The organism is Paenibacillus xerothermodurans (assembly GCF_002220865.2).
GTDB lineage: Bacteria > Bacillota > Bacilli > Paenibacillales > NBRC-103111 > Paenibacillus_S > Paenibacillus_S xerothermodurans.
The window spans coordinates 146,951-162,529 of sequence record NZ_NHRJ02000006.1 but is presented as its reverse complement, the minus strand read 5'-3'; the positions used below and the strand labels follow the sequence as shown (position 1 = coordinate 162,529).

Here is a 15,579-nt window from a genome sequence, read left to right as displayed (position 1 = left end):
ATATTCTGTATGATAGGCATGCTGCTCAAGCGGCGACTTATCATGCAGGAGGTGCGGAGGATGACAACGCGTATCGGGAAGATCTCAACCATAAAGACTGCACATAAAAAAGCACGTAAGTCCAAAAAAGGCGATCTGACAAAGCAGCAGAAAACGAGGTCCGGGCGGTCAAATCATTCACAGAGGTCAAAGCAGCCGCAACAGTTAAAGGAGCTGATGGAGGCTAAGCAGCCAAAGCAGGCGAAGGAGCTCCAGCAATCGAAGCCATCGAAGCGCTCGAAGCCATCGAAGCGCTCGGCGCAGCAAAAGCATCCGGAGCAGTCAAAACGGTTAAAGCAGCCTAAGCAGGCGCAGCGGCCGGAGCAGTCAAAGCCGTCAAAGCAGCCTAAGCAATTGAAAGAGGCCAGCCGCTCGAAGCGTGCTAAGGACCCAGACACGCGCAAGCAGTCAAAGCGCGCCAAAAAACCATCGCCGTCCCAACAGGGTAAGAAGCCGGTCAAGAAAAGCTCAATTAAGGGCGCCCTGGCACTAGTGAGCAAGGCACGCAGGCAGGCGTACAAAGAGGCTTATGACGCTGCGTTTAACAAAGGCTATGAAGAGGGCTTCGCAAACGGCTACCATAAGGGGCTGCAGGAGTAAGAATACCGGCGCAGACATATCGCAACGAGGGCTGAAGGGGTGGCAGTGCAGCGCGCCGGACGAGGGCGGACTGAAATCAATCTGGCAGTAACCCTGTCTATCTGCGCCGCTGCCGCTGCGAGGGCAGCAAAAAAGCACCCTTTTCGGGTGCTTTGCTCACATGCAACGGTTATCACTGCACGTTATACTAGACGGTGCTTTCCTCCGCGTCCGCCTTTTCCGCAGCTGTTGACTTGACCACCACAACTTTTCGAATGCGATGGTCGTCTTTTTCAATGACTTGGAATGTCAAGCCGGCGCGTTCCCACACCGTATCCGTTTCAATGTCCGGATTTTCTTTAAACAGCCAGCCGCCAATGGTGTCGACGTCATCGTTGTTTAGGTCGGTGCCCAGCAGGTCATTGACACTGCTTAGCAGAACTTTACCGTCCAAAATGTACTTGCCCTCGCCGATCTGTTCGATTTCCTTGGATTCATCCGCGTCGAATTCGTCGCGAATTTCTCCGACGATCTCTTCCAGAATGTCCTCCATGGTGACCATACCCGATGTTCCGCCGTATTCATCCACCAGCAGAGCGATATGAACCCGTTCCTTTTGCATTCTGGTCAACAGCGCATTCACAGGCATGTATTCAGGCACTGTCAGCACCGGACGGATAAACTTCTTCAGATCGAAGGTTTCAGGATTATTTTCATAGTTCAGGAAAATATGTTTGGTATTGATCATTCCAATGATGTTATCTTTGCTGTCCGTAGCAATAGGGAATCGCGTGTACTGTTCGCGGCGGACAATTTCCAGATTTTCTTCCAGCGTATTATTTGTGTACAGGCAGACCATATCCGTTCTCGGCACCATGATTTCTCTAGCCAGCATGTCGTCGAACGCGAAGATTCTATTTACATACCCGTACTCGGTCTGATTGATTTTTCCGCTTTGATAGCTCTCAGAGACAATAATTTGAATCTCTTCTTCTGAGTGCGCTTCCTCATGTTCCGTTGCAGGCTTTAACCCGAACAGGCGGACTAATGCATTCGCGGAACCGTTCAGCAGCCAGATGAAAGGATACATGATACGATAAAAAATCATAATCGGTCTGGCGAACGCCAAACTGATTTGCTCAGCCTTGTGAATCGCCACGGTTTTCGGTGCAAGCTCACCTAATACCACGTGCAGGTACGTCATCACGACGAAAGCCAAAAGAAAGGATATCAGGCTGCTCGCTTCAGGACCCACGCCGAACTCGTGAAATAGGGGATGAAGCAATTGTTCAACGGTAGGTTCCCCCAGCCAACCCAGTCCTAACGCAGTGATCGTGATACCCAACTGGCAGGCGGACAGGTATCCGTCCAGATTTGCTTGAACCCTCTGTACGTTAATCGCGTTGCTGCGTCCTTCCATGATCAGTTGGTCGACGCGGCTGCCGCGCAATCGAATGATGGCAAACTCTGTGGCCACGAAAAAGGCGGTCAGCAAAATAAGCACGGCTACAAGAAACAGATTCAGAACCATTATCAACCTTCCTCATCACATAAGATTAATTCGAACTTAAGACATATGAGTTCATATGAACTTATTATAAAACAATTCTTAAGACTTACCAAACTTCTGTTTGCACTGAATTCTGTTATATTAGCTCTCTGTTATTTAACACTTACCCGCAGCGGCGCAATTTCATTCATTATCACCCTTTGACAAACGCTGGCTTGGCGTTTTATCATGAGTTCAAATGAACTTGAAAGTTGAACCGACGCTCGGAAGGAGGCATGTATATGGAAACCTTCACACTGACCCGCAGGGAAATGGCGGTCATTCTCTTGTCAATGCAGGGGAAGGTAAGCACTACCCCACTGTCAATTCTGCAGGAAGCGTGGAAAAAAAATCACCAAGCCGATGTGGCTCACGGGCACTCTCTCACCGCTTTTCTGTCCACCGAGCTCACCCCGGTGCTGGAGAAAATGATGAAACATGATCGGGTGGAAGGATTTTCGTTACAAGAAATCGTTTCACTTGGCAATCAAATTGAGTATACCCATATGTCTATCACTTCGATGCAAAACTGGGTAAAAAGGGATTTTAAGGAATTCTTGGGCTCCCCCAAAGTCGGCAAGAAATATTCTATTGACCAGGCCGCGATGCTTTTTATCATAGATGACTTGAAAAATTGCTTGGATTTCGAATCCATCCGCAAGCTGTTTGAAATTGTTTTCAGAAACCCGGATACGGAATCGGACGACCTACTGACACCTGTTGAGCTCTATGCTGCTTACTCGCGCCTGTTTGAAGAAATGGATGCGAACCACGACCAGATCATGGATGTGCGAGGGCACGGCACGGCCAACCGCAGCTACGACACATTGACCGAGTTGGCGATACGGCAAAAGGCGGAGGAGTACACCCACGGGCTGACGCACCTTACTCCGCAGCAGCAGGAAGCCGTACGCAACATGCTGTTTATTGCGATGGTTTCCGTGCGGAATGCCTATTTTCATGCGCTCGCGAGACGATATTTGCATGCCGCGCTGTTCCTCCACACGCTCAATTGACAGCCCCTCGGGGCATACACGCCGGCTCCAACCCACACCAAACGCTCGATGGTTCAGATAACAACAAATGGGAAGAATAAATACGTATTTACGTGGTACACATCACATCTATCGGGGGATCCAGCCATGGAGTCGTCAATCAACAGAGCTGAAAGATTCAGACGTTTGTTTTTGAACAATAAATTCGTCGTACTACTGCTGATTTTGCTGTTGATCGGTTTAAACATTCTGGTGTTCAACGAGATACCGTTCGTGTTCACCCCGCTGGTCATACTGCTGCAGACCGTATTTTTACCGGTGCTTCTCACCGGAGTCGTGTTTTATCTGCTCGATCCGATTGTGGATTGGTTTCAACGGAGGGGTGTCAAACGGGTCTATTCTATTCTGCTGCTTTACCTTCTGATCCTCGGCATTTTGGCAGCGGTCATCTCCATAATAATACCGCTGATCAGGGAACAAATTATGAGCTTAGCGCACAACTTCCCGCGTTACAGCGAGCAAGCGAGAGAGCGTTTCGAGGAATTGACCGGCAGCCGTCTGTTTACCGAAATTCAACATCTGGCCGGCGCTGACGCGGATGAATGGACAAATGCCATAACTGAGAGAATTTCTGCTATCATCAATCGTGCGGGGGCGAACATCAGCGGTCTTCTAGCGGCCATCAGGAATGCCATACTGGCAATGGTCACGGTGCCATTCATTTTATTCTATTTGTTGAAAGACGGGGACAAGCTGCCGCCGTATATTCTCGGATTTATTCCCACTGGGCTGCGCGAGCAGTCGCACGCCGTTATGGTCGAGATGAATCGGCAGATCAGTTACTACATCCGTGGACAAATCATCGTGAGCTTCTGCATTGGTATCTTGCTTTATATCGGCTACCGGATCATCGGCTTGGAATATGCGTTGGTTCTGGCCATTATAGCGGCTTTCACCAGCGTCGTCCCTTTCTTGGGCCCCGTGATCGCCATCACGCCCGCATTGATCGTGGCCATAGTCACGTCTCCGGCCATGCTTCTGAATGTTATAGTGGTTTGGACGGTGGTGCAGCTCATAGAGGGGAAATTTATCTCCCCGCAAATCATGGGCAAATCGCTGCACATACACCCTATCACGATTATTTTCGTCATCTTAACGGCCGGGAATCTCTTCGGAATCGGGGGAGTGATACTGGCAGTTCCCGCCTACGCTGTAGGTAAGGTGATCGTTACTCACATTTTCGATTGGTTTAAGGTGCGGTCCGGCTTGTACGATCCTCACGACCAAACCAAGACATAGCATCATTGGGCAGTATCATTCGCCATCATTATCCAATTACTGCGGCTTATGGTAAAATGTAGATGATTAAAGATGATGGGGAGTGGATTTATATGTCTTTCTTTAAAAATGTGCTGGCTTCGATCGGCGTCGGCGCGGCCACAGTCAATACGATTCTTGACAACACATCCGGCGAAGTTCGAGCGGGCGGCGAAGTCTGCGGCAGGGTAGTGGTGACAGGCGGTGATGTGCCGCAAGAGATAAATGCCGTTTATCTTTACCTGACGACTTCTTATATCCGAGAGGTGGACGATAAGAAGATCCGGGAAAACGGGACGATCAGCAGATTCGCACTGAACGAGGCCTTCACAATACAGGCCAACACCACTAGAGAGATTCCGTTTTCGTTCATGATTCCTTATACGACCCCCATCAGCGCGGGCGGCACTCAAGTATGGGTCAAGACCGGGCTAGACATCGCCAGCGCACTGGACGCGGCGGATCACGATTATATCAAGGTTCTCCCTCACCCGATCGTAGCCAATATTCTGGATGCCATGGCACTGTTGGGATTCAGGCTTCGGCAGGTCGAGTGCGAATATGCACCCCGCTCACGGATGGGTTTCCCGTTTGTGCAGGAGTTTGAATTTAAGCCGGGCCGGGAGTTTCGAGGCTTGGATGAATTGGAGGTTGCCTTTTTCCCGCACGAAGACCATGTCGAAGTGTTCATGGAAATCGACCGCAAATCCAGTGGTATCATGAAGCTGCTCGACTTGGATGAAACACGCATCAGGTTCACGATCCGGGAGGAAGATGTGAGCCGCGGCAATGAGGCGCTCGCAGAGCACATATCACAGCTGATTCGGAGATACATGTAACCGTTAACCGGCCCCTGTCATACGGCAGGGGCTTTCCACTGTTACGCAAAAGATTACATAGACGATTGACAGCTGCTAGAAGTCGGCATATAATTGGAAAATGAAACGCTTTCATTCATCTGCGATTTTTGTAAAACCGTGGACTATAATGCCAAACGAACACAGGCTGCTTCCACTGTGAGGCGGAATCGGCCACCAAATGTTCAATTGACGCGGACGCAAGAGTTCATTTTTTTTCCGGCTTGTTCAAAACGTAGTTTTATATTATGAAACACAACTGGTGCCATTGAATGAACTCTCGCAGAAAAACTCCTTTTTCAACGCTTTGTGTAATCGTTTTCACAATTATTTACTAGTGACCCAATCGTGGCTGCTAGAAATAAGATATTATCCAAAATCTTTATTCAGGAGAGGGTCATTCCATGAGAAGAAAAAAAGGAATTCAATTTACTGCGATTCTTTTACTGACAGCTTCTGTTTTGCTGGCAGGATGCGGCGGCCAACCAGCTTCCACAGATACCGCGGGAGCCGGCGCCGGGGGACAGGAGGCCAAGACCCACAAGATCAAAGTAGCAAATTATTTCGCCGAGAATCATCCGCAGAACGTGGCCCTGCGTGAAAAGTTTAAACCTCTCGTAGAAAAAAACTCGAATGGCACTCTTAAAGTTGAAATCTATGAAAACAATAAGCTCGGCGCTGAGAAAGAGTTTTATGATGGGGTCCGTAACGGCACGATCGAGATGGGCATTCCCGGCTTGATTATGCAGGCCGACATAGAAAAGATCCAGGTGGGCGAATGGCCTTTCTTATTCAAGGATTTCAAGCATGCGAAGAAGGTGTTCGAAGGCCCGATCGGCGCGGAGATGTCGGCGGATATGGAAACTAAGCACGGCGTCAAAGTACTGGCATGGAGTGCGAACGGTTTCAGGATGTTTTCCAGCAGTAAGCCCCTCAACAGCATGGAGGATTTCAAAGGGTTCCGCGTGAGATTCCCTAACATTCCGAACTACATCGCATTAGGCAAAGCGTTGGGTATGACCGTGTCGCCGCTGCCTATCTCCGAGGTGTTCACCGCGCTTGAGCAGAAGGTCGTCGACGGTCAGGACAACCCGATCGCCACCGTCCGGGCGTCAGGCTGGTATGAGGTGCAGAAGTATGTTCTGGAATCCAATCATATGTTCAGTCCAAACATGTATATCATCAACAAGAAGTTTTGGGATAAGCTGACACCTGACCAGCAGAAAGTATTGCAGGATGCCGCGAAGGAATCGGCCGCCCACGAATGGAAGCTGCTTGAAGAGAGCGTTGAAGCCGATAAGAAGTTTTTGCAGGAAAAAGGCTTGCAGTTCATTACGCCTGACGACAACTTCAAGAAGGCGATGCAGGATGCCGCGGCGCCATTGTACGAGGAGTTCTACAGCAAGTATCCTTGGGCGAAAGAGATGGTTGAGAAGATTAACAAGGAAGCGGGTTAAGTGCCAACAAGAGCATACGCATCGGCGCGCGCAACGGAGGCTGCCGCGGGCGTGCCGTGCATAGCGTGAGGAGGGAGACTGTTTTGAAAAATACGGGAAAACTGGTTGAGAATCTGTTCAACGTTTTTATCGCATCGGCATTAGGACTCATGGCTATTCTTGTTTTCGGCAATGTCGTGCTGCGTTACTTGTTTAATTCAGGGATCACCTGGTCCGAGGAGATGGCAAGATTTTTATTCATCTGGCTCGTGCTTTTTGGCTCAGTGATAGCGCTGAAGCAAAATGAACATCTGGGCGTTGATATGCTCGTCAAAAGACTGTCGAAACCGCTGAAAACAGTCATATATATTATCAGCAATTTGCTTGTTCTCGCTGTGCTGTATCTGGTCGTCGAAGGCAGCTGGAAAATGACGGTCCTGAACGGGGAGAGTACGGCGCCGGCCACCGGGCTGCCGCTGACTACGATGTACTTTCCCGGCGTGATTATGGGTATAGGTATGGCGGTAATCATTCTCTTGAATCTGTACCGTCTGCTGTTTCGCAAAGCTAATATTGACGAGTTAACCCGTACACAGGAGTCCGAGGAAATGATGAGCAATGCGAACGCAGGGACTGGCGTGGATCAGGGGGTGCCTCGATGACAGTAGCCGTATTTCTAGGCTCTCTGCTTGGCGCGATGGCGCTCGGCATGCCGATCGCGTTCGCGCTGCTGGTGAGCGGGCTGGCGCTGATGTTCGTGACGGATATGTTTGACAGCCAGATTATGGCCCAGAATTTGATCAGCGGTGCCGACAACTTTCCGCTGCTCGCCATTCCGTTCTTCATTCTGGCAGGCGAATTGATGAATAAGGGTGGTATCTCCTCCCGTATCATCGGCTTTGCTATGGCATTGGTGGGGCATATTAAAGGCGGGCTGGGTTATGTGGCGATTATCGGAAGCGTTATCTTCGCGGGCTTGTCCGGTTCCGCTGTAGCGGATACGGCCGCCCTGGGAGCGATCCTGATTCCGATGATGGCCGGTGCCGGCTATGACAAAAACCGTTCGGCGGGCCTGATCGCCGCAGGCGGGATCATTGCGCCGGTCATTCCGCCGAGTATCCCAATGATCATCTTTGGCGTAACGAGCGGGGTGTCCATCACCAAGCTGTTCTTGGCGGGGATTGTGCCGGGCGTGCTGCTTGCAGCCGGATTAGCTATCGCGTGGGCTATCCTTATCCGCAAGTCGAATTACAAAGCAATGCCGCGTAAATCCGTTAAAGAGATCTTGACGGCAACGGTGAAAGCCTCTTGGGCGCTGGTCCTGCCGGCAATTATTATCCTGGGTCTTAAATTCGGTGCATTCACACCGACTGAAGCGGCTGTCGTTGCAGCTTTCTACGCATTGTTTGTCGGCCTGGTCGTTTACCGTGAGCTCACAATGAAGGACTTGTACCAGGTGCTGGTGTCCGCGGGAAGAATGTCGGCTGTGGTCATGTTTTTAGCCGCGGCGGCAATGGTTTCCTCTTGGCTCATCACGGTGGCGAACATTCCGGCGGAATTGACGGCCATGCTCGAACCTGTGCTAGACAACAAACTGCTTCTGCTCATGATGATTAACCTCATCGTGTTCCTGGTCGGCACCGCCATGGATTTGACTCCAACGATTTTGATCCTCACGCCGGTGCTCATGCCCATCGTCGAAGCAGCCGGTATCGATCCGGTGCTGTTCGGCCTGCTATTCATACTGAACAACTGTATTGGACTGCTCACGCCACCGGTGGGCACCGTGCTCAACGTGGCCGCGGGAGTGGGCCGAATCAGCATGGAGGACATTATGCGGGGGGTGTGGCCGTTCCTGCTGGTGGAAATTATTATTCTTCTTTTACTTACGGTGTTTCCTGAACTGGTCCTGATTCCGCTTGATTGGTTTTCATAACAACGAACGGTGGTACAGGAGATCAGCTTTTGCTGACGGGTTGGCTTGATTCTTGCCATATTGGCACGGGCTTAATCGTCCCATATGCACTGCCTTTTAGTACACTTTCACTGGTCTCACTACACAGGAGGGGAATTTGCATGAAAAAATGGAAGGTTGTCGTAACGGATTGGGAGTACGCGGATTTACGGTTTGAGGAAAAAGTGCTGCTTGCACATGAGGGTGTGGAACTAGTGCCGGCTCAATGTCGAACCGAGGATGATGTGATTGAAGTATGCCGCGACGCGGATGCCCTGATCAACCAATACGCACCTATCAGCCGCAAGGTCATCGAGGCGCTGCGGAACTGTAAGGTCATCACGCGCTACGGCGTAGGCGTAAACACGATCGATTTGGATGCCGCTACGGAGAAGGGCATTTGTGTTGCGAACGTGCCGGATTACTGTATGGATGAGGTAGCTGACCATGCGCTGGCGCTGCTGCTTAGCTGGACGAGAAAAGTGACTTTGGCAAACAGACACGTAAAAAATGGTAACTGGGATTTCAAAGTGACACAGCCCATTTACCGTTTGCGCGGCCGGACCATCGGCTTGGTCGGGTTCGGGAAAATACCGCAGGCGCTCGCTGAAAAAGTGAAGCCGCTTGGACTCCAGGTGCTTGCTTATGATCCGTTTTTTCCTAAAGAAGTCGCTGAGCAAAAAGGGGTGCAGCTGGTTGAACTGGATGAGTTATGCAGTCAGTCAGATTACATATCTGTGCATGCCCCGTTGATGGAGGCGACGCGCGGAATGATCGGTGAGAATCAATTTTCCCTGATGAAAAAAGACGCGATTATTATTAATACTTCCAGAGGACCTGTGATTAATGAAAGCGCACTCGTAAAAGCGCTGCAATCAGGGTTGATTGGCGGGGCGGCGCTGGACGTGCTGGAGGAGGAGCCGATGGTGAAGGATCATCCGCTGCTGTCGATGGATAATGTTATTCTCACACCTCACGTGGCGTGGTATTCGGAAGAAGCTGCGGAGGAGATGCGTTCCAAAGCGGCAGCGGGCATCATCGATGTGCTGGTGTTCGGCGAATATCCGAAGTATCTGGTCAATCAAAGGGTAAAAGAGCAGGTGGAATTGAAAGCTTGCCAGCCTGAGCAGCGCTATCAAAATTTTTAACAGAGTGAGAAATTATAAAAACACAACTGGGGGAATACATATGAAAAAATGGATTAAAACGTTGGCCATCGGCCTCACCCTGCCGAGCCTGCTTCTTGTAAGCGCATGCGGTGGAGCTGCCAAGACCGATGCACCGCAAGGCAGCGCCGGCGGTGGTGCGGCTGCCGCCAAAGCGCGCACCATCAAAGCGGGAATAGGGCTGAACGAGGACCACCCGCAAGGGCAGGGCCTCAAAAAATTTGCTGAAATCGTGGGTGAGAAAAGCGGCGGCAAGCTGAAGGTACAGACGTTTTTCGCCGCGCAGCTGGGCGATGACCTGAAGATGACGGACGCACTGAAGGCCGGCACGCAGGAGATCACGATCCCATCTACCTCTCCGCTGACAGGCATGGTGAAAGAGTTTGGCATGTTCGACTTCCCATTTGTTTTTGACAATGAACAAGAAGCGGATGCGGTACTGGACGGCCCGTTGGGCCAAAAGCTAATAGATAAACTGCCTGCGCAAGGTCTGATTGGACTCGGCTACTGGGAGAACGGCTTCCGCAATCTGACCAACAGCAAGAGGCCGGTCGCCACCGTGGACGACTTCAAAGGTTTGAAGATCCGCACGCTGCAAAGCAAGGTGCAACTTGACGCATTCAGCGCACTTGGCGCCAACCCGTCGCCGATGCCGTTCTCTGAGATATTCACTGCACTTGAGAGTAAAACAGTGGATGGACAAGAAAATCCATTGGCCACGATCGAATCCAATAAGTTCAATGAAGTGCAACAATACTTGAGCATGACCAATCACGTGTATACGCCGTTTGTGTTTCTCGTTAGCAAGAAATTCTGGGATCAACTGACTCCGGACGAACAGAAAATACTCAAAGAGGCGGCTGTTGAAGCCGGCAAATTCCAGCGTGAGAAGAACAGGGAGCAGAACAAAAAGTCACTGGAAAACTTGAAGTCCAAAGGCATGGAGGTCAACGAGGTTACACCGGAAGACAGGGCGAAGATGGAGGCCGCAGTTAAGCCGGTCGTAGATAAGTTCTCGAAAGAGCTTGGAGAAGATTTGGTGAAAGAGATGTTCGCAGAGGTCGACAAGGTGCGCGCAAAATAACGGGCATTAGCTCAATTCTGGCGAGGGGAAATAAACCATGAAAATCATTGAAGCATTGCTTCAGGATGTGCCGCTGCCGCGTATGGTGAAGATCAAGCAAAATTTCGATGCGCCGGAGATCGAAGATGTGGCGTTAGCAGTGCATGAAGCAATCGGTTCGGCAGGCGTGTTGTCCCGTATCGCGGCAGGCGACCGTGTGGCGATTGCGGTCGGCAGCCGCGGCGTCGCTGATCTTCCAATACTGACAAGAGAAGTGGTTAAGGCGGTCAAATCAACAGGGGGAGAGCCATTTATCGTGCCCGCGATGGGCAGTCACGGCGGGGCGACCGCGGAAGGTCAGACAGAGGTGCTTGAGCAGCTGGGGGTCACTGAAGGAGCAGTGGGCGCTCCGGTGATCTCGAGCATGGACGTGGTGGAAGTAGGCACGCTGGATAACGGGCTGCCCATTTACATCGACAAAAACGCGTATGAAGCGGATAAAATCATCGTCATCAACCGGATCAAGCCGCATACGGCGTTCCGGGGAGCTGTGGAAAGCGGCTTGATGAAGATGATTACGATCGGGCTCGGCAAACAAAAAGGCGCGGAAGCGGCGCATGCGTACAGCTTCAAGTATATGGCGCAGCATGTGCCTGAGATGGCGAAGGTTGTGCTCTCTAAGGCCCCGATTATTTTTGGGCTCGGCAGCATTGAAAACGCATACGACCGGCCTGCAAAAATCGTGGCCGTGCCGGCAGAGCAGCTGGAAACGGTTGAGCCGGGGCTGCTGCTTGAGGCTAAAGCGCGCATGCCCAAGCTCATGTTTGACAACATAGATGTGCTGGTGGTAGATGAAATTGGCAAAGACATATCCGGCGACGGTATGGATCCGAATATTACCGGCCGGTATGCCACGCCTTACGCGGACGGCGGGCCGGAGGTGGCGCGGATTGTGGTGCTCGGCCTGACGGAGCGGACGCACGGTAACGCCAACGGTATCGGCATGGCCGACGTCACCACACGCAGAGTGTTCGATGATATCGATTGGGAAAAAGGGTACGCCAACGCTCTGACCAGCACAGTGACCGGCACTGTGAAAGTGCCGATGTTTCTCGCCAATGAGGAGCTTGGGGTCAAAGCGGCGATCAAGACTTGCAATGCATTCGATATGTCCCAGGTGCGGCTCATTCGCATACACAACACATTGGAGTTAAAGGAAATCTGGATTTCCGAAAGCTTGCTGGAGGAAGCCAGGAACAACAGCAGCATCGAGATTGTCTCCGAGCCGTCCCCTATGGATTTTTCTGTCAAGGCGTATTAAAACACCTTAATGTTGGAGGGGAACCGTGGATGCCGATTTATCCATCAGTGGCCAGTACGATCAATCCATACCGTGACAATGTGCAGGGCAAAGCAAACGAGCCGATCTGCGTGGCCGGACTTTTGGACCGGGCGAAGCAGATACTTGGCCCGTCCTACGAGGGGGCCGCTCCGGATTGGACCTTGGATGAAATCTACAACCGGCTGGAAGCCAACGCGCCGCGGATCGCGATCATCGGCGGCTCGGCGGATCATCCGGCTCATATTATGGATTTTCAGACCTCCGCCAGAGCGGCTGTACGTATTTGGCAAAACGGGGGGGTGCCTTTCTACTTCTCCACGCCGGTGATGTGTGACGGCACCGCGCAAAACAACCAAGGGATGAGCTATTCCCTGCAAAGCCGCAATGCCGTGGCACAGATGGTGGTCAATCAGATTGAGGCACACAGCTACCATGGCGCATTCGTCATCCAAGGCTGTGATAAGCAGCCTCTCGGTGTGGTCAGCGCGCTGGCACACTTGGACCGGATCCGGCGGTATCGGGGGGAAGCGCCGTTCTTCGCTACGTTCGCCCCGGCTCATGTTCTGCAGGGCGGAACGATCCCGGCGGACTTGTTCAATGAGCTCGGAGAGGTCGCGAAGCGGGCGGAAGCGCACGGGGCCCCGGACATCGCGGACGATTTGTACGATGCGATGGCTTATATACTGCAGTGTTCCTCCAATACTGCTTTCCAGGGCGTCCTCGAGAGGGCGACCGATCGTGGTATTATCTCCCATGCGGCGCATAAGGACTTTGAAAAGCGGCTCGCGGTAGCGACCTGCGACGGGCAGGGCGGAGTCTGCGCCTTTAACGGAACCGGCAACAGCTCACGCCATCTTGTGGCGGGGATGGGCTTGGTGCATCCAGCGGTTGAGCTGCTCACTTCCGCTCCCTCGCAGGCTCAGGTCAATCAGGCAGTGGACAGCTTGGCTGTGATGATCAATGATCCTATGTTCGGCGTATCTAATGCGATGGCTGCCAACATCCGCAACGCGATCAGAATTCACAGCGCGTCAGGCGGATCGACCAACTTGATGATGCACATGGTTGCAGCCATGCTGTACGGGGGATTTGCCTTCAGTCTGCGCGAGCTGGAAAAAATTCATCAGTCCCACCCCGTGCCGGATTTGTTCGACTACAGTCTCACCCAAGGCCGCGATATTTTCGCTCTGGCCGCACAGTGCTGCAGCGGGAACAGCAGAGGGATGGAGACCCTGTTCTACGAGCTTGTCGCGAACGGCGTGCCGATGGATATGGATGCCCCGACGGTTACCGGTACCACTTGGGCTGCGCGGTTGTCCAACCAGGAGCGCTTGTCAGCGTCACATATCACGGACAACCCGGTCATTCTAGCTAAGCCGAGACGCCCATTCAGCGGTGTGGATGTGCTGAGCGGCAACTTCTTTGACAGCGCTGTGGTGAAGATCAGCGGCATGACGACTCGTCAGCTTGAGGAGTTCAACCGGAAGGCCGCGTTCGTCCTATACTATCAGAACGAGGATGAGGCGAACCATGGGCTGTTGGATATCCATCTGCTGGACCAACTGAGAACTGCGCGGTCGTTTTCGTATGACAACATGTTGGCGATGGTCAAACACAATGCGCCTGAGCATTTCGCGGGCTGGGGGACTGCAGACTATGATATGCTCTTTGATCGAATGGTCGAGCACGGGGTGCTTAAGATCGCGGTGATCATTGCAGGGCAGGGGCCGCTCGCCTTCGGCATGCCGGAAATGTTCACCCCGATGCAGCATATCAATGCAAACCGTAAGCTGCAGCGGCTCGCCACACTAATCAGCGATGGCAGGTACTCCGGCGTGACGTATGGGGCCGCCATCGGCCACATGACACCCGAGGCGCTCGAGGGCGGCGGGCTTCTGTACTTGCAAACAGGCGATGTGCTGTACCTGAACTTCATGGATAGACAGATTCAGTTTTTGGACGAAGCGGAGTTTCGCAGCGAACGCCTGGCGTTCCGTTTTGACCATATACCCGCTGAACGCCAGAGCATCGCCGACGCGAGGCTGTCAATCATTAAACAACGCCAGCGCACGGTAGCCGCGAGTAACCGGATGCTGGGGCATACGGATGCCTCTTTTGGAGTCGTGCCTCATGCCGTATTTTCAGAGGCTGCATTGGATTATAAAACAGACGTACTGATAAAAGGAGATGTAACCATTGCAAAAGACGCGTGATTTTATCGAACAGCTTGGATTCCCGCGCGGGGATCTGCATGATCTGCCCAGCTCGACGAAAACCTTCCCGGATGGCGCGCAATATCGCGTGGAAATTCCAAGCGTCGAAGGCCCGGCTTCGTTTGAGGCGGTTGTGGAAGCTTGCGAACAATACGATGTCGGCATTCACCGGATCTCCCAAGGGAGCGGTATCATGCTGTTGACGGACGAGGAACTGCACCGGATGGCTGCCATCGGCAAGCGAGAAAACTTGGAGGTCAGCCTGTTTGTCGGACCCCGAGGTACATGGGATGTCACCGCAATGCCCTGGGCCAGCGCGGGCAAGGTGATCGGGCTGCGTGTGGAAAGCATGGATCAGCTGGTGTATTCGATCGAAGATATCAAGCGTGCTTGTGACGCGGGCATTCGGAGCATTCTGGTCGCAGATGAGGGCTTGCTCTGGCTGGTGAATGAGTTTAAGAAGAAAGGCGAGCTGCCGGCGGATTTAGTGGTGAAAATATCGGTGCAAATGGCACAAGCGAACCCGGTATCCATCCGTTTGATCGAAAGCGTGGGCGCCGACACGTACAATGTCCCTTCGGATCTCACGCTGCCGCGTCTTGCCGCAATACGTCAGGCTATCGATATTCCGATCGACATCTACGTCGAAGTGCCGGACGATATCGGCGGGTTCATCCGCCACTATGAAATTCCGGAAATCATTAGAGTGGCTGCGCCAGTGTACATCAAATTCGGACTTCGCAATTCGCCGAACATTTATCCGTCAGGTACGCATCTGGAGCAGACATCGATCGCGCTGTGCAAGGAGCGTGTGCGCCGCGCACGGATCGGTCTGGATATGATCAAGCGGTACAGTCCGGAACTGAAAACATCGGAAAAAGGCGCCGCCGGCCTCGGCGTTCCTGTTGTTGCAGACAGATTAGAGTTGAGGGTAAACAGGTGAGTGCAACGCGCCAGCCATCGCTTGGATGCCCGCGGATCAATGTGACGCCAGCGAGTGAGCGTCGATAGCCGCCGGGTGCACGTTTCGCAGCAAGTAAAGCATCTACGCAATCATCCAATAAAAAAG

General features: G+C 52.4%; 13 protein-coding genes. 12 read left to right on the top strand and 1 reads right to left on the bottom strand.

The features are described 5' to 3' along the window. The first annotated feature begins 60 nt into the window (after positions 1-60). A complete protein-coding gene (locus CBW46_RS12650; protein WP_089200362.1) occupies positions 61-639 on the top strand; it encodes a hypothetical protein in 579 nt (192 codons plus the stop codon). Between the two features lie 187 nt (positions 640-826). Here CBW46_RS12650 and CBW46_RS12645 read toward each other — a convergent pair whose 3' ends face one another. Further along, a complete protein-coding gene (locus CBW46_RS12645) occupies positions 827-2,149 on the bottom strand; it encodes a hemolysin family protein (protein WP_089200361.1) in 1,323 nt (440 codons plus the stop codon). 260 nt (positions 2,150-2,409) lie between these two features. On the opposite strand from CBW46_RS12645, the gene CBW46_RS12640 reads away from it, so the two are divergent. The 11 genes from CBW46_RS12640 to CBW46_RS12590 all read left to right on the top strand — a co-directional run bounded on the left by CBW46_RS12640 (position 2,410) and on the right by CBW46_RS12590 (position 15,453). Next, entirely contained in the window at positions 2,410-3,183 is a 774-nt protein-coding gene (locus CBW46_RS12640) for a DUF1836 domain-containing protein (protein ID WP_089200360.1), read from the top strand. A 126-nt stretch (positions 3,184-3,309) separates the two neighbouring features. Next, positions 3,310-4,461 carry an AI-2E family transporter gene (locus CBW46_RS12635; RefSeq protein ID WP_089200359.1) on the top strand — a complete coding sequence of 384 codons (1,152 nt, stop codon included), beginning with the start codon at positions 3,310-3,312 and terminating at the stop codon, positions 4,459-4,461. Between the two features lie 92 nt (positions 4,462-4,553). After that, the gene (locus CBW46_RS12630; protein ID WP_089200358.1) at positions 4,554-5,318 is read left to right on the top strand and encodes a sporulation protein; all 765 of its coding nucleotides are present in this window, start codon (positions 4,554-4,556) and stop codon (positions 5,316-5,318) included. Positions 5,319-5,740: 422 nt separating this feature from the next. Next, positions 5,741-6,793 carry a TRAP transporter substrate-binding protein gene (locus CBW46_RS12625; protein WP_089200357.1) on the top strand — a complete coding sequence of 351 codons (1,053 nt, stop codon included), beginning with the start codon at positions 5,741-5,743 and terminating at the stop codon, positions 6,791-6,793. Positions 6,794-6,876: 83 nt separating this feature from the next. Beyond that, entirely contained in the window at positions 6,877-7,434 is a 558-nt protein-coding gene (locus CBW46_RS12620) for a TRAP transporter small permease (RefSeq protein WP_243633292.1), read from the top strand. Beyond that, positions 7,431-8,708 carry a TRAP transporter large permease gene (locus CBW46_RS12615; protein WP_089200356.1) on the top strand — a complete coding sequence of 426 codons (1,278 nt, stop codon included), beginning with the start codon at positions 7,431-7,433 and terminating at the stop codon, positions 8,706-8,708. Before CBW46_RS12620 ends, CBW46_RS12615 begins: the two co-directional genes overlap by 4 nt. A gap of 140 nt (positions 8,709-8,848) precedes the next feature. Then, complete coding sequence (locus tag CBW46_RS12610; RefSeq protein ID WP_089200355.1) at positions 8,849-9,874, top strand: C-terminal binding protein; 1,026 nt, start codon at positions 8,849-8,851, stop codon at positions 9,872-9,874. 40 nt (positions 9,875-9,914) lie between these two features. After that, positions 9,915-10,976, top strand: a complete 1,062-nt coding sequence (locus tag CBW46_RS12605) for a TRAP transporter substrate-binding protein (protein WP_089200354.1) — start codon at positions 9,915-9,917, stop codon at positions 10,974-10,976. Between the two features lie 37 nt (positions 10,977-11,013). Further along, complete coding sequence (locus CBW46_RS12600) at positions 11,014-12,276, top strand: nickel pincer cofactor-dependent isomerase, group 22 (protein ID WP_089200353.1); 1,263 nt, start codon at positions 11,014-11,016, stop codon at positions 12,274-12,276. Positions 12,277-12,305: 29 nt separating this feature from the next. Beyond that, positions 12,306-14,510, top strand: coding sequence for a dihydroxy-acid dehydratase domain-containing protein (locus CBW46_RS12595; RefSeq protein ID WP_089200352.1), 2,205 nt, complete (start codon positions 12,306-12,308; stop codon positions 14,508-14,510). Continuing rightward, complete coding sequence (locus CBW46_RS12590) at positions 14,494-15,453, top strand: U32 family peptidase (protein ID WP_089200351.1); 960 nt, start codon at positions 14,494-14,496, stop codon at positions 15,451-15,453. Before CBW46_RS12595 ends, CBW46_RS12590 begins: the two co-directional genes overlap by 17 nt. Positions 15,454-15,579 lie beyond the last annotated feature (126 nt).

What these genes read in the sequence shown, in the direction of transcription:
- CBW46_RS12625 (WP_089200357.1), top strand. Translation starts at nt 5,741, where the DNA reads ATGAGAAGAAAAAAAGGAATTCAATTTACTGCGATTCTTTTACTGACA.
- CBW46_RS12640 (WP_089200360.1), top strand. Translation starts at nt 2,410, where the DNA reads ATGGAAACCTTCACACTGACCCGCAGGGAAATGGCGGTCATTCTCTTG.
- CBW46_RS12610 (WP_089200355.1), top strand. Translation starts at nt 8,849, where the DNA reads ATGAAAAAATGGAAGGTTGTCGTAACGGATTGGGAGTACGCGGATTTA.
- CBW46_RS12630 (WP_089200358.1), top strand. Translation starts at nt 4,554, where the DNA reads ATGTCTTTCTTTAAAAATGTGCTGGCTTCGATCGGCGTCGGCGCGGCC.
- CBW46_RS12645 (WP_089200361.1), bottom strand. Translation starts at nt 2,149, where the DNA reads ATGGTTCTGAATCTGTTTCTTGTAGCCGTGCTTATTTTGCTGACCGCC.
- CBW46_RS12650 (WP_089200362.1), top strand. Translation starts at nt 61, where the DNA reads ATGACAACGCGTATCGGGAAGATCTCAACCATAAAGACTGCACATAAA.
- CBW46_RS12605 (WP_089200354.1), top strand. Translation starts at nt 9,915, where the DNA reads ATGAAAAAATGGATTAAAACGTTGGCCATCGGCCTCACCCTGCCGAGC.
- CBW46_RS12635 (WP_089200359.1), top strand. Translation starts at nt 3,310, where the DNA reads ATGGAGTCGTCAATCAACAGAGCTGAAAGATTCAGACGTTTGTTTTTG.
- CBW46_RS12615 (WP_089200356.1), top strand. Translation starts at nt 7,431, where the DNA reads ATGACAGTAGCCGTATTTCTAGGCTCTCTGCTTGGCGCGATGGCGCTC.
- CBW46_RS12595 (WP_089200352.1), top strand. Translation starts at nt 12,306, where the DNA reads ATGCCGATTTATCCATCAGTGGCCAGTACGATCAATCCATACCGTGAC.
- CBW46_RS12600 (WP_089200353.1), top strand. Translation starts at nt 11,014, where the DNA reads ATGAAAATCATTGAAGCATTGCTTCAGGATGTGCCGCTGCCGCGTATG.